18 protein-coding genes and 1 tRNA gene are annotated in these 22,576 nt (G+C 65.5%); 10 read left to right on the top strand and 9 right to left on the bottom strand.

Translation table 11 applies throughout. The features are described 5' to 3' along the window. Nucleotides 1-117 precede the first annotated feature (117 nt). Nucleotides 118-2,160, top strand: a complete 2,043-nt coding sequence (locus BLT08_RS03310; RefSeq protein ID WP_090303348.1) for a DUF7997 domain-containing protein — start codon at nucleotides 118-120, stop codon at nucleotides 2,158-2,160. A 173-nt stretch (nucleotides 2,161-2,333) separates the two neighbouring features. On the opposite strand, the gene BLT08_RS03305 is transcribed toward BLT08_RS03310, so the two are convergent. Then, nucleotides 2,334-3,473 carry an ABC transporter ATP-binding protein gene (locus tag BLT08_RS03305; RefSeq protein ID WP_090303347.1) on the bottom strand — a complete coding sequence of 380 codons (1,140 nt, stop codon included), beginning with the start codon at nucleotides 3,471-3,473 and terminating at the stop codon, nucleotides 2,334-2,336. A 317-nt stretch (nucleotides 3,474-3,790) separates the two neighbouring features. Here BLT08_RS03305 and BLT08_RS03300 point away from each other — a divergent pair, with 317 nt between their 5' ends. The 3 genes from BLT08_RS03300 to BLT08_RS03290 are packed head-to-tail and all read left to right on the top strand — an operon-like array spanning nucleotide 3,791 to nucleotide 6,921. Next, on the top strand, nucleotides 3,791-4,993 hold the full coding sequence (locus BLT08_RS03300) for a substrate-binding domain-containing protein (protein WP_090303346.1): 1,203 nt from the start codon (nucleotides 3,791-3,793) through the stop codon (nucleotides 4,991-4,993). Between the two features lie 9 nt (nucleotides 4,994-5,002). Further along, the gene (locus BLT08_RS03295; protein ID WP_090303345.1) at nucleotides 5,003-6,025 is read left to right on the top strand and encodes a carbohydrate ABC transporter permease; all 1,023 of its coding nucleotides are present in this window, start codon (nucleotides 5,003-5,005) and stop codon (nucleotides 6,023-6,025) included. Nucleotides 6,026-6,027: 2 nt separating this feature from the next. Continuing rightward, entirely contained in the window at nucleotides 6,028-6,921 is an 894-nt protein-coding gene (locus BLT08_RS03290; RefSeq protein ID WP_090303344.1) for a sugar ABC transporter permease, read from the top strand. 103 nt (nucleotides 6,922-7,024) lie between these two features. Here the strand turns inward: BLT08_RS03290 and BLT08_RS03285 are convergent, their stop codons facing one another. The 4 genes from BLT08_RS03285 to BLT08_RS03270 all read right to left on the bottom strand — a co-directional run bounded on the left by BLT08_RS03285 (nucleotide 7,025) and on the right by BLT08_RS03270 (nucleotide 12,578). Next, nucleotides 7,025-9,142, bottom strand: a complete 2,118-nt coding sequence (locus tag BLT08_RS03285) for an alpha-amylase family glycosyl hydrolase (protein ID WP_090303343.1) — start codon at nucleotides 9,140-9,142, stop codon at nucleotides 7,025-7,027. Between the two features lie 177 nt (nucleotides 9,143-9,319). After that, on the bottom strand, nucleotides 9,320-10,552 hold the full coding sequence (locus BLT08_RS03280; RefSeq protein ID WP_090303342.1) for a mandelate racemase/muconate lactonizing enzyme family protein: 1,233 nt from the start codon (nucleotides 10,550-10,552) through the stop codon (nucleotides 9,320-9,322). An 81-nt stretch (nucleotides 10,553-10,633) separates the two neighbouring features. Further along, on the bottom strand, nucleotides 10,634-11,881 hold the full coding sequence (locus BLT08_RS03275; RefSeq protein ID WP_090303341.1) for an alanyl-tRNA editing protein: 1,248 nt from the start codon (nucleotides 11,879-11,881) through the stop codon (nucleotides 10,634-10,636). Between the two features lie 163 nt (nucleotides 11,882-12,044). Next, the gene (locus BLT08_RS03270; RefSeq protein WP_090303340.1) at nucleotides 12,045-12,578 is read right to left on the bottom strand and encodes a helix-turn-helix domain-containing protein; all 534 of its coding nucleotides are present in this window, start codon (nucleotides 12,576-12,578) and stop codon (nucleotides 12,045-12,047) included. A gap of 147 nt (nucleotides 12,579-12,725) precedes the next feature. Here BLT08_RS03270 and BLT08_RS03265 point away from each other — a divergent pair. Together BLT08_RS03265 and BLT08_RS03260 are read left to right on the top strand one after the other, a co-directional pair. Next, nucleotides 12,726-12,810 (top strand) — tRNA-Leu (locus BLT08_RS03265). A 233-nt stretch (nucleotides 12,811-13,043) separates the two neighbouring features. Further along, complete coding sequence (locus BLT08_RS03260; RefSeq protein WP_090303339.1) at nucleotides 13,044-13,607, top strand: DUF420 domain-containing protein; 564 nt, start codon at nucleotides 13,044-13,046, stop codon at nucleotides 13,605-13,607. Nucleotides 13,608-13,750: 143 nt separating this feature from the next. Here BLT08_RS03260 and purF read toward each other — a convergent pair whose 3' ends face one another. Beyond that, the gene (gene purF, locus BLT08_RS03255; protein WP_090303338.1) at nucleotides 13,751-15,223 is read right to left on the bottom strand and encodes an amidophosphoribosyltransferase; all 1,473 of its coding nucleotides are present in this window, start codon (nucleotides 15,221-15,223) and stop codon (nucleotides 13,751-13,753) included. 381 nt (nucleotides 15,224-15,604) lie between these two features. Between purF and BLT08_RS03250 the strand changes: the two genes are divergently transcribed. Then, nucleotides 15,605-17,386, top strand: a complete 1,782-nt coding sequence (locus BLT08_RS03250) for a MutS-related protein (RefSeq protein ID WP_090303923.1) — start codon at nucleotides 15,605-15,607, stop codon at nucleotides 17,384-17,386. On the opposite strand, the gene BLT08_RS03245 is transcribed toward BLT08_RS03250, so the two are convergent. Further along, on the bottom strand, nucleotides 17,387-17,992 hold the full coding sequence (locus BLT08_RS03245) for a DUF6735 family protein (protein ID WP_090303337.1): 606 nt from the start codon (nucleotides 17,990-17,992) through the stop codon (nucleotides 17,387-17,389). Between the two features lie 497 nt (nucleotides 17,993-18,489). On the opposite strand from BLT08_RS03245, the gene BLT08_RS03240 reads away from it, so the two are divergent. Beyond that, a complete protein-coding gene (locus tag BLT08_RS03240; protein ID WP_090303336.1) occupies nucleotides 18,490-19,143 on the top strand; it encodes an HAD family hydrolase in 654 nt (217 codons plus the stop codon). Nucleotides 19,144-19,146: 3 nt separating this feature from the next. Here BLT08_RS03240 and BLT08_RS03235 read toward each other — a convergent pair whose 3' ends face one another. Then, complete coding sequence (locus BLT08_RS03235) at nucleotides 19,147-19,608, bottom strand: SRPBCC domain-containing protein (RefSeq protein ID WP_090303335.1); 462 nt, start codon at nucleotides 19,606-19,608, stop codon at nucleotides 19,147-19,149. A gap of 142 nt (nucleotides 19,609-19,750) precedes the next feature. Between BLT08_RS03235 and BLT08_RS03230 the strand changes: the two genes are divergently transcribed. Both BLT08_RS03230 and BLT08_RS03225 read left to right on the top strand, forming a co-directional pair. After that, a complete protein-coding gene (locus BLT08_RS03230) occupies nucleotides 19,751-20,773 on the top strand; it encodes an amidohydrolase family protein (RefSeq protein WP_090303334.1) in 1,023 nt (340 codons plus the stop codon). 107 nt (nucleotides 20,774-20,880) lie between these two features. Continuing rightward, nucleotides 20,881-21,357 (top strand): universal stress protein, encoded by a 477-nt coding sequence (locus BLT08_RS03225; RefSeq protein WP_090303333.1) that lies wholly within the window; start codon nucleotides 20,881-20,883, stop codon nucleotides 21,355-21,357. Nucleotides 21,358-21,388: 31 nt separating this feature from the next. Here the strand turns inward: BLT08_RS03225 and BLT08_RS03220 are convergent, their stop codons facing one another. Next, the gene (locus BLT08_RS03220; protein WP_090303332.1) at nucleotides 21,389-22,333 is read right to left on the bottom strand and encodes a biotin--[acetyl-CoA-carboxylase] ligase; all 945 of its coding nucleotides are present in this window, start codon (nucleotides 22,331-22,333) and stop codon (nucleotides 21,389-21,391) included. Nucleotides 22,334-22,576: the final 243 nt, after the last annotated feature.

Raw genomic sequence — 22,576 nt, 5'->3', positions numbered from 1 at the left:
CCCGCCGGGCCCAAATTTTCGACCGTCGACGCTCCGGACGCGTCTTCGATCTTGCCTGAAAAGTAGGAACACATTTTTCAACAAGATTTAATGGGGCGGGCACCAACCGAACGTACGATGGAATTACACGGCGCCCTCAACGACTTTAAGCGATCTCAGGGCGATCCTCGGCGGTTTCCCGGGGAGCGACGCTCGACGACGGGGCTGTTCTCCGGTCTCGACGACAGACTCGTCCACGTCGCGCCCGACGGATCGATCAGCGACTACTCCTACCCGCTCTCCGGCGTTGCCGGCATCGAACGCTCCCGATTCGGCCTCGCGCTGGACGGCGAAACACACTGGTTCGACGACGGAGACCAGCGCTACATCGAAGACACGGCGGTCGTCGAAACCGTCCACGAGGTCGCCGGCTACAGCTGTATTCAATACGATCTCGCGGTGGGGCGAGGTCACACGACCCACTTCGTGCTCGACGACGCAACGACCGACACCGACGCCTCGATCACGGCCTGTTTCGGGTTCGCCCCCGAGGGACGGGCGAGCCGAATCGGCCAACTCTGGCACGGCGACGCCGTCGAGATCTACCACGACAGCGAGCGCGACTTCGTCGCCGCGTCGACCGATATCTCCGTCTCGGGACAGGTCCCCGAGCGATTCGAGGAGCTACTCGAGCCGGAGCCCGCGGCGTTTCCGCGCTCCGAGGACGACGACCGGTACGAGGAGGCCCGACTCAGCCCGATCACGATGGTCGAGTTCGAACTGACCGGCTCCGCACCGAGCGCGACCGTCGCGACGCTCCTGACGGAGACGTCCGATCGCGCCGACGCGCTCGAGCGCGTGCGATCGAACGCGATGGCTCACGGCGACCGCGAGTCGATCGTCGACGCGGGCCACAGTCAAGCCCGCGACCGGCTTCCGGACGCGGCGTCCGGAATCGACCGCGGGTTCGCGGATCTGCGGGCGCTCTGTCTCCTGCGGTCGTCGACGGGCGCGCGGATCGCCGGCCCCGAGTTCGACCCCTTCTACCGCTACTCCGGCGGCTACGGCTACACCTGGTTCCGCGACGACGCCGAAATCTCCCGGTTCCTCCTCGACGCCGACGAGCGGACGGGGCTCGGTCTCGAGGCGTGGCACGAAGCCAGCGCGCGCTTCTACGCCGACACGCAGCGAGCCGACGGGACGTGGCCCCACCGCGTCTGGCCGTACAACGGCCGACTCGCCCCGGGCTGGGCGAACGGTCGACTCGAGGAGGCGAACACCGCGGACTACCAAGCCGACCAGACCGCGAGCGTCGCGGCGTTTCTCGCGACCTACCTCCGGCGCGTCGACGCCGGCGACGAGCGAGTTCACGAGACGCTGACGTCGGCCCTCGAGGGGATGGACGCAACCCTCGCCGACGACGGCCTGCCCGAACGCGTCCAGAACGCGTGGGAGAACATGACCGGGCGGTTTACGCACACGACGGCGACGTTCCTCGAGGCCTACGCCGCGACCGCTCGAGCGCCGGTCGACGAGGACGTCGCGGCCCACGCGAGATCGCAGGCGACTCGCGTCTACGAGGCGCTCGACGACCTGTGGGTGGCAGACCGCGGCTGCTACGCGATGCGCCTCGACGGGGACGACCTCGACGACCGCCTCGACGGGAGTACGCTCGCGCTCGCGTCGGCACACCACGAGTACGACGCGGTCGCAGCCGTCGACGACGATCGGCTCGATCGGCTCGTCTCCCACCTCGAGACGACGCTCGACGGGCTCTATCGCGACCCCGAGGGGCCGATCGAGGGGCTGGCGCGCTTCGAGAACGATCCCTGGCGGGTCCGGGAACAGACGGACGCGAAGATCTGGACGGTGACGACCGCGTGGGGTGCACACGCAGCCGTCGAACTCCGCGAGCTGCTTTCCGCGAGCGGCCACGGCCGAGCCGCCGAGTTCGACGACCGCGCTCGAACGTTACTGGCGCTGGTCGCACCCGACGGTCCACTCCGACGACCCGGAGCGTATCTTCCGGAGCAGTTGTTCGACGACGGAACGCCGGACAGCGCGACGCCGCTCGGTTGGCCGCACGCGATCCGCCTTGCGACCGCCAGCGCGCTCGAGACGACCGAGACCATCGAATCGTCAACTGCCGACGCGAGCGGGAAGGCAATCAGCCACGAGTAACGGCGGCGAAACAGTCGGACCGCTACTTTTCGGTCGTCGAAAACGCGTACAGCCACAGCATCGGCTCGTCGTCGACGGTCGGTCGGAACGGAATCGGTACCGACAGTACGGAAACCGAGCGCAGTTCGAACTCGAGTATGTCCCGTTCGATCGTCCGAACGTGTGGAAACCCGCTACTGGGCCGGCGCTTCCGGCGGTTCGGTCTCGGTCCCGAAGATATCGATGCCGCTATCTCGATCGAACAGGTGGAGATCGGACTCCGAGAACGTCAGCGTCACCTGATCCCCGGTCTCGGGGGTGATCGTCGACTCGACTCGGACGATGAAGTCATCGGCGACGTCGACGTGGAGATAGTTGTCCGAGCCGACGGGTTCGACGACCTCGACGGTGGTTCGGACCGTGTTGTCGGCCCTTCCATCGGCGACCGAGACGTTCTCGGGTCGGATCCCCAGCGTGTATCGGTCGGCCGAGAGCTCCCCGGCGTGTCGGTCGACGTACGCCGCCGAGAGATCGAACTGGAACCCGCCTCCGGGACCGAGCAGCCGGACCCGATCGCCGTCGCGTTCGACGTCGACGTCGACGAAGTTCATCGACGGCGAACCGACGAAGCCGCCGACGAATCGGTTGACCGGGTTCTCGTAGACCTCCGTCGGCGGCCCGGTCTGCTGGAGGACGCCGTGGTTGAGGATGACCATCCGATCGCCCATCGTCATCGCCTCCTCCTGATCGTGCGTGACGTAGACGGCGGTGATTCCGAGCTCGTTTTGGATGCGCTGAATCTCCGCGCGCATCTCCGTCCGGAGGCTCGCGTCGAGGTTGGAAAGCGGCTCGTCGAAGAGGAAGAGATCCGGCTCGCGGACGATCGCTCGGCCGAGCGCGACGCGCTGTTTCTGTCCGCCCGAAAGTTCGTCGGGTTTGTCCTCGAGCAGGTCGTCGATCCCCATCATTTCGGCGGCCTCGACGACGCGACGTTCGCGTTCGGCTTCCTCGAGGTCGGTGCTCATCCGGAGTCCGAACTCCATGTTCTCGAAGACGGTCTTGTGTGGGTAGAGCGCGTAGTTCTGGAACACCATCGCGACGTCCCGGTTCTTCGCGTGGACGTCCGTGACGTCCTCGTCCCCGATCGTGATCGTCCCCCCGGAGGGCTCCTCGAGGCCGGCCAACATTCGGAGCGTCGTCGTCTTTCCGCAACCGGACGGACCGACGACGGTGATGAACTCGCCGTCTTCGATATCGAGGTTCAGATCGTCGACGGCGACGATCGAGCCGCGGTCGTACGTCTTGCGGAGCGAGTCGACGCTAACACGTGCCATACAGAAACGGTTTGGCGACCGTCTACAAAACCCTTTCTCAATAATCGGAATTTGTGGTGTACTATTTCATCTATTTTCGAAGGATCGGTGTCGGTACGTTACAGTTATTCCGTGGAAGAAACGCACACTGGAGCCGAATAATTCGTTCGGTACACCACGATCTCACGGAATTTTGGGTAACGGAGCGCTTGTGTGGCATCATTACGCATAAATATGATTAATAATTCAAAAACGGTGATTCGATGGAACCGAGACGATCTGTACCCACAACTATTAAATATGTGAATACATAATACATCACTGATTGAGGCATGACAATGAACCGCAGATCAATCCTGAAGGGAATCGGTGGAACGGCCGCAGCAACGACGCTCGCGGGCTGTATCGGGGGGCTGTTCACTGGCGACGATCCGGAGGTACTCTGGCACGAGTTCCAGGACGCGGAGGCCGAGGATTTCAACGACTTCTTAGCGGAGTTCAACGAGGAGACCGGCCACGACCTCGGCTCGAACTCCGTCAACGAGATGGAAGAACAGCTGGAGACCGCGCTCCCCGCCGGCGAGGGTCCCGTCGGGTTCACCTGGGCCCACGACTGGATCGGGCTCTACCACGACGAAGGCTACCTGTACGACGCGACCGACGACATCGACCTGAATCTCGAGGACACCTACTCCGAAGCGGCGGCCGAGGCGGTCCAGTGGGAGGGGAACGTCTACGGACTCCCGTACGCGGCGGAGACCGTGACGCTGATGTACAACCGGGAGATGGTCGAGGAGCCGCCGGAAACGATCGACGAGATGGAGGAGATCATGGAAGACTACCACGACCCCGACGGCGAGGGGACGTACGGTCTCGCCTACCCGCCGACGGACGTCTACTTCATGAGCGCGTACCTGCAGGCGTTCGACGGCCTGCTGTTCGACGAGGAGGCGGACGAGCTGGGCGTCGATTCGGACGCCGTAATCGAGGGCGGGGAGTTCATCGAACAGTCGCTCTATCCGTACACGCCTGCCGCGTCGGACAACGAAGCCCACGAGGCGACGTTCGGCGACGGCAACGCGCCGTTTACGATCAACGGCCCGTGGATGACCGGCGAGTACGCCGACCTCGATCTGGGCGTCGCTCCGCTGCCGCTTCCCGACGGCGGCGAGCCGACGCCGCTGACCGGCATTCCGCTCTGGTACTTCACGACCGAGGGCGAGGAAGCCGACGAGGGAACGCTCGAGTCCGTCGTCGAGTTCGCCGAGTGGTACACGACCAACGACGACGTGATCACGACGAACGCGGACAACGGCATGATCCCCGTCCACAACGATCACGTCGGCAGCGACGAACTCGGCGAGACGGTCGGCGCGTTCAGTGAGACCGTCGACATGGGCGTCCCGATGCCGGCCGACGCGAAGATGGACTCGGTCTGGGCCCCGATGGAAGACGCGCTCGATCAGCTCTTCTCCGGGAGCGAATCGGCGGCCGACGCGTTCGAAACGGCAGCCGACGAGATTCGCGACAGCTGGGACTGACGACAAACAATGGGTGTCTTTCCCTCCGGACGGTCGACAACGGAGCTCGTCGACGATCTGAATCTCGAGACCAGAGACCTCATCGGGTGGCTCCTCGTGGCCCCCGGGCTGTTGCTGTTCTCGATGTTCATGATCTACCCGATCGCGATGCTGATCTACATCTCGCTGACCGATGCGACGACCGCCGGCTCGGTCGTCAGCGGCGAGACGTCGGTCGTCGGGTTCGACAACTACGTCGAACTGCTCACCGACTGGCAGTTCTGGAACTCGATGTCCATCACCTGGCTCTATCTGGCCCTGAGCCTCGTGCTCAAGGTGATTCTCGCCATCGGTCTCGCTATGGTCCTGACCCACGAGCGGGTTAAAGGCAAACGCTACATGCGGGCGATCGTCATCATTCCGATGGGGTTCCCGCCGATCTTCACGATCAGCGTCTGGCGGGCGATGTTCAGCGGGGCGCGGTTCGGACCGATGAACGAGTTTCTGTCGATGTACAACGGTGCCGTCACCTCGGTCGCAGGCCTCGTCGATACGATCGTCTTCTTCACGACGGTCAACGCGCCGCAGTTCTTACTGGCCGACGTTCCCGTCGGGTTCCTCTCGAGTCGGTGGACAGCGTTCGCGGCGTACGTGACGACGGAGGTCTGGCTTGCGTACCCCTTCATGGTCATCATCATCGTGAGTGCGCTGCAGGACGTCCCCGGAGAGCTCCAGGACGCGGCGAAAGTCGACGGTGCGGGCTTCTTCCATCGGTTCGTCAACGTGACGTTCCCGTCGATCAAGGGTCCCGTCATCTTCGCGTCGATCCTGACGGCCGCGACGTCGTTCCAGAACTTCCTCATCCCGTGGGTGTTGAACCAGGGTGGTCCGGCCCGCCAGAACGAACTCATTCTGGTGTACGGCTACCGTGAGGCGATCATCGAGAACCAGTTCGCGCTGGCCTCTTCGATCATGACCATCGCGATCATCATCATTGGGATGTTCATGCTCCTCGCGGTGAAGAAAACGAACATCGCGGAGGGTGCAGCATAACGATGAAAGGACTCTACAACGCGATCGTCGATCTGAAAGCCGGCCGTCGAACACCCGAAGACGTCGCGAAAACGGCGCTCGCGACCGGGTTCGCCGTCTCGATACTGCTCGTGTTGATGTTCCCGGTCTACTGGGTGGTCACCGCCTCCCTCTCCGGGGGAAGCACGCTGCTTACGTCCGACGGCGTGTTCGCCGATCCGACGGGGTACAACCTCGAGGCCTACCGAACCGTCCTCGGCGGCGATCGGTTCTGGAGTGCACTTCAGAACAGCCTCGTGGTGGTCTTCGTCACGGTCAGCGTGACCATCACGCTCGCCGTTCCCGGCGCGTACGCGCTCTCGCGCCGAAAGTTCATCGGCAAGAGTAACGTCCTCTACGGCTACGTCCTGTTCACGCAGGTCGGTGCGGGGCTCTCGATCGCGGTTCTCGTCGCGCTCTACGCCCTGTTCGTCGAGTTCGGGGTCAACAACAACCTGCTCGTGCTCGGGCTGTTCTACGCCGGCGGGGCGATCCCGTTCAACACGTGGCTGTTGAAGCTGTTCATGGACAACATCCCGGTCTCCTACGAGGAGGCGGCGATCGTCGACGGCGCGAGCCAGTGGCAGGTGATGCGCGAGATCATCCTCCCGCTCGCCAAACCGGGGCTCGCCGTCGTCCTCGTGTTCGCGTTCCTCGCGGGCTGGAACGAGTTCATCGTCGCACAGACGCTGCTCTCACCGGGGAACGAGACCCTCTCGATCGAACTCTACGGGCTGGCCACCGGGAGCCGTCACTCCACGCCGTGGACGGAGTTCGCGGCGTTCGCGATCCTGTTCGCGCTCCCGGTCGCGCTCATCTACTTCTTCGCCCAGAGCTACGTCGAGAGCGGCCTCTCCTTCGGCGGGATGGAAGGCTGAAGCCTCAAATCGATTCTCTTCCACTTCCCTTCCGTCTCCGACTGCCGGTGTGACGACGAGGCGGTATCGTTCGTCCGTCGATACTGGCCCGCAGTCGACGGTATCAGTCGTCCACCGACTCGCTCTCGAGAACGACCACGCTGTCCACGACGATGTCGCCGGCCGCCGAATCGACGACCGACTCGCCGGTCAGCAGGTCCGTTTCACCGACCGACTCCTCAACCGCCACCGTCGCCGATCCGTCGCCGAAGTGAATCGCGACGACGACTCGCCGGTCCTCCTCGGGCGCAAGCCGGGCAAACGCCACCATGGCATCCGTCTCCGACTCGTAGTCGATTCGCCCGAGGCTCGCGTCGGTCTGTAGCGCGGGCTCCTCGCGGCGAATCTCGAACAGCCGTTCGTAGTACGCGAGCAGGGGCTCGTCGAACGCGCCCCAGTTCATCGGCTCGCGCCGACCGCGGACGCCGGTCTCCTGGCCGTAGTAGCACATCGGCGACCCGGGGAGGGTGAACGTCGCAGCGGCCGCCGCGCGCTGTGCCTCCCGACCGTACTCGGAGAGATACCGGTCAGTATCGTGGTTCTCAACGTACAGCAACCACTCCGAGTCCGGATGGGGGCCGCGCCGATCGCGATCCTCGAGCGCGTCGAGAACGGCGTCGGCGGTCGACGTGTCCAGGTGTGCGGCTCGATCTACGAACTCGTCGGCGACGGCGTCTTCTTCGTCGTCCGCCGGTGTATCGGTGGTCTCGTCGTCTACAGGGACGGCTTCGGCGACGTCCGTCTCGCCAGTAGCGGCGGCCGCGGTCGACTCGGCAGACCCGAACCGCTCGCCCAACCGCTCGAGCGTGTCGTGGAGGACGTCGTCGTGGTGCATGTGGAATCGGCCGCCGCCCATCTCGACGTCGGAGGGCAGGGTCTCGTCTAACAGGAAGAACTCGCCGTCGGCGCTCGTCACGCGGTCGTGGACCTCTGTCCAGAACGTCAGCGGGACGCCCCACGCGACGTCGGCCCGAATGCCGTCGACTCGTTCGGCCCAGAAATCGACGACTGAGAGCAGGTACTCCCGAACCTCGGGGTTTCCGTAGTCGAGATTTGGGATCCCGTCCCAGCCGAAGTAGGTGTCCGGATCGCGCGCCTCGAACTCCTCCCACCGGTACCAGTCGCGGTAGCGCTCGTGCTCGGGATGGGAGTCGTCGACCGCGGCCTCGTAGAACGGGTGCGTATCCGCGGTGTGGTTGATAACGAGGTCGAAGACGACCCTGATCCCGCGGTCGTGGCAGGCGTCGACCAGCGCCTCGAAGTCGGCCATCGTCCCGAGATCCGGATCCACCGTGAAGTAGTCCCGCGTGTTGTAGCCGTGGGGTCCACCCCCCGCCATCGGCGTCCCGAACCCGCTCTCGGCCTCGAGAAACGGCGTCAGCCAGAGGACGCCGACGCCGAGGCGCTCGAGGTGGTCGAGCCGGTCCGCGATGGTCTCGAACGTCGGCTCGTCCTGATCGGGAAACCGTCGGGTAAAGATCTCGTAGACGATCGAGTTCGGAACCCAGGCCGGCGGTTCGAAGGGGTGCTCGACGCGAACCGACCCGGTTTCCTCGTCGGGTACCAGTTCGATCGCGTCCGGGACGGAGCGGCGCTCGGCCACGGCGACGGCGTAGATTCGGACCGGTTCGTCCACGGCATCGATCGGAATCGTACCGTCCGACTCGAGGACGTCTGCGTCCCGATCGTCGACGTAGTACTCGACGGACGGCTCGTCGCCGACACAGGTCGCCGTCGGCGACAGGACGATCCGATCGTCCTCGAGTACCGCATCCAGTTCGATCCGCGGCCGGGGCGCGTCGTCGTCCGCCTCGGGGAAGGCACGAACCGTCAACCGATGGGTTCCGTCGGGTGCCTCGAGGGCGAGCGTGTAAACGCCCGGCACGTCCGGTTCGAACTCGGCGATCGGTTCGTCGGTCGGCTCGGCGGTCGATCCCTCCGGCGAATCGACGAGGTACCACTCGTAGGCCTCGTCTCCGTTGGGATTCCACGGCGCGAGGTCGTCGCGCGTCTCCATCTCTCGGCCGTTCGGGTTCACGATGCCGTCCCCGACGGTGACGAACCGCGGCGGACCGGGGTGGTGTGAGCCGTCCCCGCTCACGAACTCGGTCTCGTGGTCGGGAGTTCCGCCGTCGGTGACAATTCGTCGGTCCCGGCGCTCGAGATCGCTGTTCCAAGTCACGATTCGGCTATTGGCGAGTATCGATGTAAATATATGGTGTACTACTTCATCACTCCTACAATTCGTGCTGAAGCTTGTCGTCGACAATTGTGGAGGGGTCTCTCTGGCTCGAGAGAGACCAAGCTTCGTCAAACTCGAAACGCTGAGCAGCGCTCAGCGAGTTTGACTTCGCTTCGCTCAGTCAAACAACTCCTCACCGTCAACCATCCGCTCCGCAACGACGTCCATATCGAGTGTGACACCGAGACCCGGCTCTTCAGGAACCTCGATGTAGCCGTCTTCGATGACGTCCTCTTCGACCAGATCCTCCCACCAGCCGAGTTCGTAGGAGTGGTACTCGACGGCCAGCGAGTTCGGGATGGCAGCACCGACGTGGGCGCTCGCGACGGTCGCGACCGGCGAGGAGACGTTGTGCATCGCCACCGGCATGTAGTACATGTCGGCTTTGTCCGCGATCTTCGCCGTCTCGCGCATCCCGCCGACCTTCGGCATGTCCGGCGCGATGATGTCCACTGCCTGATTCTCGATCAGGCGGCGCTGGCCGTGCTTGCGATAGACGTTCTCGCCCGCCGCGATCGGCGTCGTCGTCGACTGGGTAATTTCGCGCTGGACGTCGTGGTTCTCCGGCGGCACGGGGTCCTCGAGCCACCAGACGTCGTAGGGCTCGAGCGCCTTCGCGAGTCGCTTCGCACTGCCGCCGGAGAACGTCCAGTGGCAGTCGAACGCCACGTCGGCGCGGTGGCCGACGGCCTCCGTGACCGCCTCGACGATGCTCACCTTGTGGTCGATCTCCGGCTCCCGGAGGTGGCGATTGGCTCGGTCTTTCTCGTGGCCCGACGGCACGTCCAGGTCGAACTTCAGCGCGTCGTAGCCCAGGTCTTCGACGACCCGCTCGGCCTCGTCGGCACAGGCCGTCGGATCCGCCTCGTCTTCGGTGTGACAGTCACAGTAGACCCGGACCTCGTCGCGGTACTTCCCGCCCATCAATTGGTACGCGGGAAGCTCGAGGATCTTCCCAGCAAGATCGTGCAGCGCAACCTCGATCCCCGAGATCGCCGTTATCGTGATGCCGCCGATCGAGCCCTCGCCGGACATCTTCTGGACGAGGTGCTCGGTGAGTCGGTCGATATCGAGGGGGTTCTCGCCTTGCAGGAAGGGCGTCATCCGTTCGATCAGTTCGGGCGCGCCTGCGCCCCAGTAGGCTTCGCCGGTGCCGACGATACCCGCGTCCGTGTAGATTCGGACGAGCGTCCACGGGAAGTTGCCGTCGATCATCGTCGTCTGAACGTCCGTGATCTCGACGTCGCGGCCGCCACCGCGCTCTCGAGTGACCTGCATCGTTTCCGCCGAGAGATCGCGCATCGTGTACTCGGCGTTCGGATCGCGAAGCTGTGAGTAATCGACTCCCATAGGAGGTGGTCGCTCGCGGGTCAGTAATAACTCGGGTCGGCGTTTTCACCCTCGAGAGATTTCGAACAGTCGCGTGGCTCGCTACTCCGTCAGGCTCGCAACGACCTCCGCCGGCGTCGCGTCGAACCCACCCGCCTTTGCCAGCGCCGCAGAGCCGCCGCCACCGCCGCCGAACTCGTCGGTTAGGTCGCCGATCACAGTCTCGGCGGAACACGATCCGCTGGCAGCTACGACGGCGTACGACGACCCGGTATCTCCAGCGATCACGACGACATCGGCGAGATCGCCCGCAGCGGCGCTCGCGATCTCACCCGCGTCGTTCACATCGACCTCCGCGACCGTCGTCGCGACCCACTCGAGTCCGCCCCGTTCGAACGGCTTCGCTCGCTCGAGGTCCGTTTCGACGAGTTCTCGGTGCAGCGACCGAACCTCGGCGGCGAGTTCGTCGCGCTCGTCGTCCAATCTGGCGAGTTCGTCCCCGACGTCCTCGAGGGGGACGCCGAGCGCCCGTCGCGAGGAGAGCGCCACGCGCTTTTCCGTTTCGCGGCGATCGATGGCACGCGGGCCGACCGCGAGTTCGACTCGCGTCAACCCCTTACCGGGGTTCGACCGGCCGAGAACGGTCACGGGGCCGACCTCCCGCGTGTTGCGGACGTGGGTTCCCCCACAGGCTGCGACGTCCCACGGGTCGCTCGAGCCGCCGTCCCTGCGAACGAGTCCGTTGGCGGTTCCGTTATCGTTCTCGCCTCCGATCGTCACGATTCGGAGACGCCCCTTCTGGAAAGCCCCTTCCTCGGTCGCCTCGTTGAACGCGATAGCCTCGCGCTCTCGGGCGTCCGCGACGGGGATATCGTCCCACGTCACCGGCCGAGACTCCCAGACCACCCGATTGACGAGCGTATCCAGTTCGAGCAGCGTCTCGTCGTCGAGCGCCGTGCTCGTCTCGAGGTCGACCCGGACCTTCTCCTCGCTGATGTCGAAGCCGCCGTAGCCGAGGTCCTCGAGGAGCCGTCTGCCGGCGCCGTAGAGCACGTGACTGGCGGTGTGGGCGCGCATGCAGTACATGCGAAACGACCAGTCGATCGAACACAGCACGCGCTTGCCGACCCGGAACGACGGCTCCTCGGCGAGAACGTGGACGTGTTCGCCGTCGTCGTACCGAACGTCCGCGACCTCGATGCCGCCGATCGTCCCGCGGTCGGCCGGCTGCCCGCCGCTCTCGCCGTAGAAGTAGCTCGTCTCGAGCCAGACGTTACGGCCGTCGATGGACGTCACCTCGGTTTCGAACCGCGTCGTGTACGGCTCTCGAGCCGCCCGTTGCCCGGTCATTGGGTGAACTCCGTCGTCCGCCATGAAAAGTCTGCTTGCCGAGGATCGCCCGCCCGCGTCGCGTTCGATCGGGATGCACTGCCGGTCGTGCCGTCACCCGCAGTCGTGTCGTTATCCGCGGTCGATCTCGTCGGCCGCAATCGTGTCGTCTACAGGTACGTCGTCACTCCGCGAGCGTCACGTCCAGGCGTTCCTCGAGCGCTTCGATTAGGCCGCCGCCGACGCCGGCCTGCGTCGCCCGTCCCTGTTCGACGGCGAGCAGATCCTTCTCGGGCGCGCCGAGTTCGTCCGCCAGTTCGTCGCGCTGGAGCCCGGCCTCCTGGCGCGCTTCGACCAGCTCCTCGCCGTAGTTCGCGACGAGATAGGGGAGCGGGTCGTCGTCGTAGTTCGTCCCCTCTTTCTCCCAGTGTTCGGAGTCGCCGTCCCAGACCGGGTTCGCCTTGGCGACGTTCTGGGCCGCCTTCTGCTTGCGGCTGGGGCCGTCGCTCGAGGCGCTTCCACCGCTGTCCTGGGAACTGCGTCGCTGGTTCCGCGAACTCGACTCCTGTTGGTTGTCGTCGTGCGGTGCGCAGTCGGGACAGACCTCGAGTTCGGCCCCGGCGACGGTCGCGAGCCGGAGCCTGTTGCTCTCGGCCCCGCAGAGTTCGCAGTTCGTCCCACCGCCTCCGGACGAGGACCCGGTCGAATACTTAGCCATGGTATCCTTTGGCAACTGTCGCATTTTAAATCACCGCCTCGGTACGGGTCAGTCCCGTGTGACCTCGCCGCAGGCGCGCCTACAAAGGAAAGGGCTTTTATAATCACACTGGATACGATTGAGTGCAGAAAGACAAAGACACAGCGAGCGTGGGTAGCCAAGCCAGGCCAACGGCGCAGCGTTGAGGGCGCTGTCCCGTAGGGGTCCGCCGGTTCAAATCCGGTCCCACGCATCGCATGGGTGGATGAGCTCCACCATACACGATGCAGGTGATCTCCTCCGAGGACATCACCCACGCATAACTTCTGACGAAACTACACTCCACAGCGAAAGCGCTGTGCTACAGAGCTAGGTACACACGTACTCGAGCAGTGCGAACACCGACCGACTCCCGTCAGCGGAGTCAGTCGATCGATCTCGAGCCCGGACAGTAACCGCTTTCCTTCCGCGGCCGAACGGCCAGATATGGAGTACGTCCCTCGAGAACGCGTCACCTCCCTCACGGCAGTTTTGAGCGTCGTCTCGCTCGCGGTCGTCTTCGCCGCAGCGGGCGGCCGGATTCCGTCCTCGACGGTTCCGGCAGCGCCCGAGTGGATCCTCGATCTGATTCCGCACGTCAACGTCCTCATCAGTGCGACGGCGATTGGGACGATCACGCTCGGCTGGCGGGCTATCCGTCGCGGGAACGTCGACAGACACCGCGTCGCAATGCTGGCGTCGTTCGGCCTGTTCGCAGCCTTCCTCACGCTCTATCTCTACCGGCTGGTCGCGACCGGCGGCCCGCAGCCCTTCCCGGGTCCCGACGCGGTCTATCAGTTCGTCTACCTCCCGGTCCTCGCGATCCACATCTTCCTCGCGGTCGTCTGCGTGCCGCTGGTCTACTACGCGCTGTTGCTCGCGTTCGCCTATCCCGTCGAGGAACTGTACCAGACTAACCACGCTCGCTTCGGCCGAGTCGCAGCGAGTCTGTGGCTGATCTCGTTCTCGCTGGGAATCGTCGTTTATATCCTGTTACACGTCACGTACTGACTCGCTCGAGAAGCGCTTTCGGGACGAGCGACGAGACGGACCGACCGAGAGCCGTCCGTCATCGTCGAACTGTCTACTGCGACCGATCGCCCCCGGCAGTCTCGTGGGGATAGAAACGGATCGTCGTGCTCGAGCCGAACGGTTTAGTCGTCGGCGTGGAGCGCTTGCCCGCCGAGTTCCGGACGGGTGACGTCGCGGTCAGTTTCCTCGCCGTCGATATCGTAGGGGTACTCGCCGGTCACGCAGCCGAGACAGAGATCGAGACGGTCCTTCTCGAGCACCTCCGCGACCGCGTCGGTCGAGAGGTACGCGAGGCTGTCAGCGTTGATCGTGTCGCGGATCTCCTCGGTCGTCTTGTCCGAGGCGATCAGCTCCTCGCGGGTGGCCATGTTGATCCCCATGTAACACGGCGCGACGATCTCCGGCGCGCCGATTCGGACGTGGACCGCCTCGGCCCCGCAGTCCTTGAGCAGTTGGACGAGCTGCGTCGAGGTGGTCCCGCGGACGATACTGTCGTCGATGACCGTGACGGTCTTGCCCTCGATGGTCGATTTGATCGGGTTGAGCTTGAGTCGTACCGCCCGTTCGCGCTCGTCCTGAGTCGGCATAATGAACGTCCGGCCGACGTACCGGTTCTTCATCAGCCCCTCCGCGAACTCGACGCCGTCGTCTTCCTCCTCCCGGAGCTCGCCGTTGGCGGTGGTTTCGGTCGCCGCGTCGGCGTAGCCGGCCGCGAACGCGCGACCGGAGTCGGGCACCGGCATCACGACGTCGCTCTCGACGCCGCTTTCCTCCCAGAGCTTGCGACCGAGATTTCGGCGCGCCTCGTAGACCAGCGTCTCGTCGATGACGCTGTCGGGTCGCGCGAAGTAGACGTGTTCGAAGAAGCAGTGGGCGGTGTTCTCCTTCTCGATCAGCTGGTAGGAGTCGAATCCCTGGCCGTCTTTCTGCAGGACGACGAGTTCGCCCGGACGAACGTCCCGGACGAGTTCACCGTCGAGCGTGTCTATCGCCGCCGATTCGGAGGCGAGAATGTAGCCGTCGTCGAGTTTCCCGATGCAGAGCGGCCGATTGCCCTGCGGGTCGCGCACGCCGAGAATCGTATCGTCGTGGCTGATCGTCAGCGAGTAGGAGCCGTGGATGCGCTGCATCGTGTGCTTGACGGCGCGCACGAGGTCCTCCTCGAGCAGGTTGCGCGCGAGGTCGTGGGCGATGACCTCGGTGTCGCCGTCGCTGGTGAAGGCGTGGCCCGTGGCGGCGAGTTCGTCCCTGATCTCGTCGGCGTTGACGAGGTTGCCGTTGTGGCTCAGGCCGAGCGAGCCGCTTTTGAACGAGACGGAGAAGGGCTGGGCACAGGAGGAGTCGACGGACCCCGCGGTAGGGTACCGAACGTGGCCGATCCCTGCTGCGCCGTTGAGCACGTCGAGGTCGTCCTCGTCGAAGACGTCGCCAACGAGTCCCATCTCGACGTGGCTGTGCTGTTGAAAGCCGTCGTGCGTGACGATCCCCGCGGACTCCTGGCCGCGATGCTGGAGTGCGTAGAGCGCGTAGTACAACGGTCGTGCCGCGTCTCGACCGCTCAGTGAGACGCCGACGACGCCACACTTCTCGGTCATTCCTGTTCGCCGGGGAGTCTCGCCCCGCCCATCAGTCATGGAAGTGAGTAGGCGCCCGAGTAGATAAAAATCCCCGTGTTTGTGCCCCACCCGCGGCGGTCGGTGTGTGCTAATATACAGTATCGTGCATACTTTTCTACAAGGCGACCGAGAGCGTCCGTAGCCCGACGTGGGCCGACCGGCTCGGCTGAGCGGGGTGATCCGTCCGGCGAACCGTCGCTCGTCGGGAATAGTCAGCATGAACGTGAACACACCGGGTGGATGAACAGGAATCATCCGCCCGAACCAGCGGTCGGCGGTCGAGCCACGACGGCGACGACCGACGGCTCCTCGCGAGGCGATGACACAGTGTTCAAGACGGTTGGCTCGAGTCCAGAACACATGCGACTCGAGGAGTACTGGGGCGTCGGGCCGAAGACGCGGGCGACGTTAGTCGAGGAGTTGGGGAACGAACGCGCGATTCGGGCGATCGAGAGCGGCGACGTGCGCGCGCTCTCGGACGCCGGACTCGCCCGCGGTCGAGCGACGCGAATCCTGCGACGCGCGACGGGCGGCGACGGGATGGAGGTGCTGGCGACGAGCGACGCGCGCTCGGCGTACAAGGAACTGCTCGATCTGGCGGTCGACCACGCGGTCACCCGGCGCGCGGCCGATCGAATCCGCGTGCTGACGCCGCTGACGTCCCGCGACGCGATGGAGGACCGACTGGACGACGTCCTCGCGGCCCGCGACGCCTGGGCTGCCCTGTCGGAAAGCGATCGGGAGGCCGTCCTCGAGGCCTACACCAACTACGACGAACGCGACGAGAGCGAACACGCGGCCGTCGAGGCCGCGCTGGCCCTGCTCGAGGCCGGCGTCGACTCCGGCCCGTTCGAAACGATCGCCGACCTCGAACCCGATCGACTCGCGGAGGCGGCCGGCGCCCTCGCAGCGCTCGACGGCGATCGCGGGCGAGTCCGTGCGGGTGCCGACGACGAACTCGATCGACTGCGCGGGGCGCTCGGGACGATCGAGGATATGGACGCGAACGCCCTCGAGTTGATCGACGAACTACGAGCCGACGGCGTCCGAGACGTCGGCCAGTTCCGGGAGTCCTTCGAGGACCACCTCCTGTCCGAGACCGAGGTCACGATCGATCAGGTTCGCGAGGCGATGCCGACGGACGCGACGGACGCGACGGACTTCGTCGGAGCCACGCTCCGAACCCTCCGAACTGACCTCACCGCGGCGATCGACGAGCGCGAGGAGACGGTCGCGAGCGATCTGGAGGAGACGCTCGAGGAGACTCGCGACGCGACCGACCAGGCCGTCTCGGCGGTCGACGATATCGCCCTCCACCTCTCGCTGGCGCGGTTCGCGCTCGCGTACGACTGTACGCGACCGTCCTTTATCGACGGACAGGACGCAGCCGTCTCCGTCGTCAACGCGCGTAACCTCACGCTCGCCGCGGCCGACGAGGAGGGCGTCCAACCCGTCACCTACGCCCTCGGCGAACACGGCGTGACCGAGGTCCCGGCGAGCGTGAACGCAGTTCCCGGCCAGCAGCGCGTCTCCGTCCTCACCGGGGCGAACAGCGGCGGGAAGACGACCCTACTCGAGACGCTCTGTCAGGTCGTGTTGCTGGCGACGATGGGGCTGCCCGTCCCCGCCGACCGGGCCGAGGTGACGCCGGTCGACTCGCTGGTCTTCCACCGGCGGCACGCGAGTTTCAACGCCGGCGTCCTCGAGTCGACGCTGCGCTCGATCGTGCCGCCGCTGTCCGCCGGCGGACGCACGCTGATGCTGGTCGACGAGTTCGAGGCGATCACCGAACCGGGCAGCGCGGCGGACCTGCTCCACGGGCTCGTCACCCTCTCCGTCGAACGCGACGCCCTCGGCGTGTTCGTTACCCACCTCGCGGACGATCTGGAGCCGCTCCCGCCGGAAGCCCGCGTGGACGGCATCTTCGCGGAGGGACTGAATCCCGACCTCGAGTTGCTGGTCGACTACCAGCCGCGGTTCGACACCGTCGGGCGGTCGACGCCGGAGTTCATCGTCTCGCGGCTCGTCGCCAACGCGGACAACCGGGGCGAGCGGGCCGGCTTCGAGACGCTGGCGGAGGCCGTCGGTAACGACGTCGTCCAGCGCACGTTGGCCGACGCCCGCTGGAGCGAGATCGACTGATCAGGGGTGGTCGCCAGCGTCGTCGTCGTTTTCGCGGTGGTCTCGATTGCCCTCTCGAACCCGCTCGTCTCCGAGCCAGCGGTCCGGCGTCGGCGTGTACGACGAGTCGTCTCCCTCCGACGCCCCGTACGTGTAGACCGTACCGTTCTCGTCCTCGCAGACGCGCGCCTCGAGGTAGGCCTGGGCCGCACGGCGCGAGAGCGCTCCCATCTCGATCATGTCGGCGAGCGCCGTTTTAGTCGCGCGAAACCACGTTCGGACCCGCCGGTCGGCGGCGTCGTCCGCGACGGCGACGATCGCGCCGCGGCCGTCTTCGCGGCCGTCGCCCCACTCGAGCCAGCAGACCCGATAGGCCGACACTCGGTAGTCAGCCCCCGGGGAAACGAGGTACAGCACCTCGTAGATGCAGGGATCGAGATGGGCCGTAAGAACCTGTTCGCGATCGATCGCGTTCGCGAGCAGGTCCGGGTTGACCGCGCCGTCGGCGAGCGGCGTTTCGGCGGTGATCCGTTCGCCGAGGCTGACGCCGTCGCCGCCCCAGTGGCTGTAGCGGACGTCGTAGCGCCGGTCGGGTCGCCGGTAGGCGACGAGCGCCCTATGGCCCATCGTTCACCCGGAGCGGAAAGCGTGGCTGGCCGTGTGCGTTCCTCGAGTAGGGGACGGTGATCAGGGAGTCCATCGACGGTGCTGGCCGCCTCTCAGTACTTGAACCTGCGGACCGGACGCCGACGACGCTCCTAAAAGCAGTGTCGCTCCCGAACGACGATTCGAGCGACGATCACTACTCCGTTCTGAACTTCGGACTACTCCGTTCGCGAACGTCGAGTTCGCCGCACTCCGGGCAGCGCTCGCCCGCCGCGTCGAAGACGTGTCCACACGACGGACACTGATAGTCGACGCCTCCAGTACCGATCGGCAGCGAATCGCTGAGTCGCTCGAGAATGCTCACAGTGACGGTAGTAGCGAACCGCGGCAAGTGAGCGGCGAGGTTGCATATGCACCGTGATCGATGATCGAGGGCCCGTCCCGACGGAACGCTCACGAAGGACGGGCGGCGAGCGCAACGCCGAAATCCTCGGGGCTCCTACGTGCAGACGAAATCGATGGCCACGGAATACGACGCGGTCGTCTTCGACAACGACGGCGTACTGACGACACCGACGGATCGAGCGGTACTGGTCGACGCGATGTACGACGCCTTCGGGAACGTCGGCGTGACCGACCCGTCCGACGACCACGTTCGCACCCTGCTGGGGCCGAGCGTCGACTCGCTGCACGATATCGCGGACGCACACGGCGTCGACCCCCACGAGCTCTGGACGGTGCGGGAGTACGCGGCGATCGAGGCCCAACTCGAGGAGATCGAAGCCGGCCGAAAACGCCTGTACGACGATATCGACGCGCTCACGGATCTCGGGGCGGCCACCGCCATCGTCAGCAACAACCAACACGAGACGATCGGCAACATCGTCGACCACTACGACCTCGACTGGTTCGACGAGTGGTACGGCCGCGAGCCGACCGTCCAGGGGATCGATCGGAAGAAGCCGACCCCGTACTACCTCGCGCTCGCGCTCGAGGAACTCGGCACCGAGAACGCGCTGTACGTGGGTGACAGTTGGGTGGATATTCAGGCCGCCGAAGCCGCGGGTATCGACGTGGCCTTCATCCGACGGGCCCACCGCGAGGGGTACGACCTCGAGCGAGCGCCGACGTACGAGATAGCGGGACTCGACGCGATTCCGGACCTGTTGTGAGCCTCACTTCGTCGCTTCGACCCGCGCCTCGGCGCGCTTTTTGACCGCGGCGTTCATCGCCGCGAACCCGGCCTCGAGGGACTCCTGATCTAACAGTAACGGGACGAGCGCGCCGCGGAACGTCTCGCGGTGGAGCAGCCGCGTTCGCCTCGCTCCACTCGGCTCACCAGCATCGATCGGCTCCAAGTGGAACTCGTGGTAGCCGTCGAAGGCGAACGGAACCACCAGTCGGCCGAGCCAGACGAGTCGTCGGTTCTCCTCGACGGCGACGACCTCCGGCTTGAACGTCATTCCGCGGGAGTTCGGCGGATCGATCCGCACCCGGAGCCGTTCACCCTCGGTCGGTTCGCCCTCGATCGCTCGGACGAACGGGTTCCACTCGGGGTAGCTCTCGAACTCGAGGAGGACGTCCCAGACGACCTCCGGCGGGGCGTCGATCTCTTCGAACACCTCGATTTGGTTCATGCTAGCACGGATGCGCTCGAGGGATATGCCTGTGTTGCCGTCTCAGTCCGGTACGTGAGAGACGTATCGATCAACCGGCCGTCGCTGACTCCCGATCGTTCGACCCCGAACCGTTGAAGGCGCACAGTGCGAACACAGTGGTATGGAACGAACGGGGATCGTCCTCCGGGGCCGCGACTTTGAGCCGGTGGAGGGACGAATCGTGATCGGCGACGACGGTCGGATCGAGGCGGTCGAGGAAGCCTCAGTTGACAGTTCGGATATCATCTGTCCAGCGTTCGTCAACGCCCACACGCACATCGGCGACTCGATCGCCAAGGAGGCCGGGCGCGGGCTCTCGCTCGAGGAACTCGTCGCCCCGCCGGACGGGCTGAAACACCGCTTACTTCGGCAGGCATCGAGCGACGAACTCGTCGACGCCATGCGTCGATCCCTCCGGTTCATGCAGCGAGCCGGCACCGCGGCCTGTCTCGAGTTCCGCGAGGGCGACGTCGAGGGCGTCCGACAGCTCGAGGCCGCAGTGGAGGGCCTCGAGATCGACACCGTCACCTTCGGCCGTGGCTCCATCGACGCGATGCACGCGGGCGACGGCTACGGCGCCAGTGGAGCCAACGACGCCGAGTTCGGCGAGGAACGGGCGGCAACGCGGGAGGCTGGCAAACCCTTCGGCATCCACGCGGGCGAAGTGGACGCGAGCGATATCCACCCCGCGCTGGACCTCGAGCCCGACTTTTTAGTCCACGTCGTCCACCCCGAGTCGGACCACCTCGAGCGAATCGCGGATCAGGAGGTGCCGATCGCGGTCTGTCCCCGTTCGAATCTCGTGACGGACGTCGGGCTCTCGCCGTATTCGGAACTGAACGAGCGGACGACGCTCGCGCTCGGCACGGACAACGTGATGCTCAACTCGCCGTCGATGTTTCGAGAGATGGAGTTCCTCGCCAAACTATCCGAGCTCTCGGCCGACGAAATCCTCCGGATGGCGACGATCAACGGCGCGGAGATCGCCGGACTCGAGTACGGACTGGTCGATCCCGGTCTGAAAGCACGGCTGTTAGTTCTCGACGGCGACTCGGACAATCTCTCGGGCGCTCGCGACCCCGTTCGGGCCGTGGTTCGTCGAGCCGGCGTCGACGACGTGCGCGAGGTCGTTTTCGAGGGCTGAACGCGTCACTCCGTGATACGATCGACGGTCTCCCTCGCACGTGTGACAGTTCCGGAACACGACAACAACGTTATTATACCATTGGGTGCTAAACGTTCACATATAGCATGTACGACTGTATCCTCGTTCCGACCGACGGGTCGTCGGAGGTCGAACGCGCCCTCGAGTACGCGTTCGATCTGGCGCAGGCCCACGACGCGACGGTTCGGGCGATCTACGTCGTCAGCGTGGCCGGCTACGGCGGCCTGCCGATGGAAACGCCTCTGGACGGCATTACCGGTGCGCTTCGCGAGGAGGGCGAGGCGGCCGTCAAGCGGGTCGAGGAACTCGCACCGGCCGACGTCGAGGTCGAAACGAGGGTGCTCGAGGGGTCTCCGAGCCGGGTCATCGTCGAGCACGCCCAGCCCGACGAGTGCGACCTCGTCGTCATGGGAACCCACGGTCGCGGCGGCATCGATCGACTCTTACTCGGCAGCGTCACGGAACGCGTCGTTCGTCACGCGCCGGTTCCGGTGTTGACCGTCCGGGTCAACATGCCGGAACCGGAGGAGCGGACGGACGAAAAACAGCTCGCCGCCGAGTGACCGACCGCCTCTCAGCTTTGGCGGGAACTGATCAGACCGGCCGTAAGTGTTCGCAGTCGCCAGCCGCGACCGTCTCCCGACCGTCCTCGGTCTCGATCACGAGCGCGCCCGATTCGGTGACGTCGACGGCTTCCCCGACGATCTCGCCCGTCGCCCGCTCGACTCGTACTCGTTGGCCGAGCGTCAGCGCCAGATCGCGCCAGGCCGGGACGACGGCCTCGAGATCCCCTCGGTAGCGGTCGAACTCCTCTAACAGCCGCTGGACGAACCGTCGGCGGTCGACGTCGCCCGCTTCGGCACGAATACTCGTCGCACCCTCGGGAAGCGCGTCGGCGTCGATGTTCGCGTTGACGCCGATCCCGGCGGCGATCCAGTCCACCCGGTCCATCTGGCCCTCCATCTCCGTGAGAATGCCCGCCAGCTTCCGGTACTCGCCCTCGTCGCCAACCGGGACGACCACGTCGTTGGGCCACTTGATTCGCGCGTCGACGCCCGCTTCGCGGGCCGCACGCGCCGTCGCGACCGACGCCGCGAGCGTGTACAGCGGCGCCTGTGCGGGGGCGATGTCGGGCCGCGTGACGAGGCTCAGCCAGACCCCGCCCGACGGCGCCGACCACTCGCGCTCGAGCCGTCCCCGGCCGCCGACCTGTTCGTCCGCGAGCACGACGACGTCGGTCATTCCCTCGGACGCCAACTCGCGTGCGCGATCGTTCGTGCTCCCGATCGAGTCGTGGTACTCGATCGAGAACGGGGCCTCGAGTTCGTACTCCACGGCGGGCCCGTTGTACGCCGTCACCGCGGCCAGTTCGTAGCCCGTCGGCCCGCTCTCGATCTCGAAGCCGGCGTCCCGGAGCGCGTCGATCTGCTTCCAGACGGCCGCCCGCGAGACGTCGAGCGACTCGGCCAGTTGCGGGCCCGACACCGGCCCCTCTGCGAGCGCCTCGAGGATCGACCGTCGCGTCTCGTTCGTGGTCATACACTCGAGAGGGGCGCGCTCGTACTTGAATCGGCGGGATCCGAAGCCAATCGAACCACGTGCGGTGGCGCGCGCTGAACGGCGGCGAACGAAAACGAGTCGCGAGCGAAGCGAGCGACGGGCCGAGTGAGACGCCGTTCAAAATTGCGCGAGGGATGAGTGAGGGAGCATAGCGACTGAGCGAATCGGTTGGGGAGGGCGTGGCAATCGTCGCTGCCAGCGCGAGCAGCGTATCTGCGTCAC

This window comes from Natronorubrum texcoconense (assembly GCF_900100335.1).
Classification (GTDB): Archaea; Halobacteriota; Halobacteria; order Halobacteriales; family Natrialbaceae; genus Natronorubrum; species Natronorubrum texcoconense.
This window is presented reverse-complemented; position numbering and strand designations above follow the sequence as displayed.

Bases quoted from the DNA above. Each gene is read 5' to 3' on its own strand.
- BLT08_RS03310 (WP_090303348.1), top strand. From the start codon at position 118: ATGGAATTACACGGCGCCCTCAACGACTTTAAGCGATCTCAGGGCGAT.
- BLT08_RS03305 (WP_090303347.1), bottom strand. From the start codon at position 3,473: ATGGCACGTGTTAGCGTCGACTCGCTCCGCAAGACGTACGACCGCGGC.
- BLT08_RS03300 (WP_090303346.1), top strand. From the start codon at position 3,791: ATGAACCGCAGATCAATCCTGAAGGGAATCGGTGGAACGGCCGCAGCA.
- BLT08_RS03295 (WP_090303345.1), top strand. From the start codon at position 5,003: ATGGGTGTCTTTCCCTCCGGACGGTCGACAACGGAGCTCGTCGACGAT.
- BLT08_RS03290 (WP_090303344.1), top strand. From the start codon at position 6,028: ATGAAAGGACTCTACAACGCGATCGTCGATCTGAAAGCCGGCCGTCGA.
- BLT08_RS03280 (WP_090303342.1), bottom strand. From the start codon at position 10,552: ATGGGAGTCGATTACTCACAGCTTCGCGATCCGAACGCCGAGTACACG.
- BLT08_RS03275 (WP_090303341.1), bottom strand. From the start codon at position 11,881: ATGACCGGGCAACGGGCGGCTCGAGAGCCGTACACGACGCGGTTCGAA.
- BLT08_RS03270 (WP_090303340.1), bottom strand. From the start codon at position 12,578: ATGGCTAAGTATTCGACCGGGTCCTCGTCCGGAGGCGGTGGGACGAAC.
- BLT08_RS03260 (WP_090303339.1), top strand. From the start codon at position 13,044: ATGGAGTACGTCCCTCGAGAACGCGTCACCTCCCTCACGGCAGTTTTG.
- purF (WP_090303338.1), bottom strand. From the start codon at position 15,223: ATGACCGAGAAGTGTGGCGTCGTCGGCGTCTCACTGAGCGGTCGAGAC.
- BLT08_RS03250 (WP_090303923.1), top strand. From the start codon at position 15,605: ATGCGACTCGAGGAGTACTGGGGCGTCGGGCCGAAGACGCGGGCGACG.
- BLT08_RS03245 (WP_090303337.1), bottom strand. From the start codon at position 17,992: ATGGGCCATAGGGCGCTCGTCGCCTACCGGCGACCCGACCGGCGCTAC.
- BLT08_RS03240 (WP_090303336.1), top strand. From the start codon at position 18,490: ATGGCCACGGAATACGACGCGGTCGTCTTCGACAACGACGGCGTACTG.
- BLT08_RS03235 (WP_090303335.1), bottom strand. From the start codon at position 19,608: ATGAACCAAATCGAGGTGTTCGAAGAGATCGACGCCCCGCCGGAGGTC.
- BLT08_RS03230 (WP_090303334.1), top strand. From the start codon at position 19,751: ATGGAACGAACGGGGATCGTCCTCCGGGGCCGCGACTTTGAGCCGGTG.
- BLT08_RS03225 (WP_090303333.1), top strand. From the start codon at position 20,881: ATGTACGACTGTATCCTCGTTCCGACCGACGGGTCGTCGGAGGTCGAA.
- BLT08_RS03220 (WP_090303332.1), bottom strand. From the start codon at position 22,333: ATGACCACGAACGAGACGCGACGGTCGATCCTCGAGGCGCTCGCAGAG.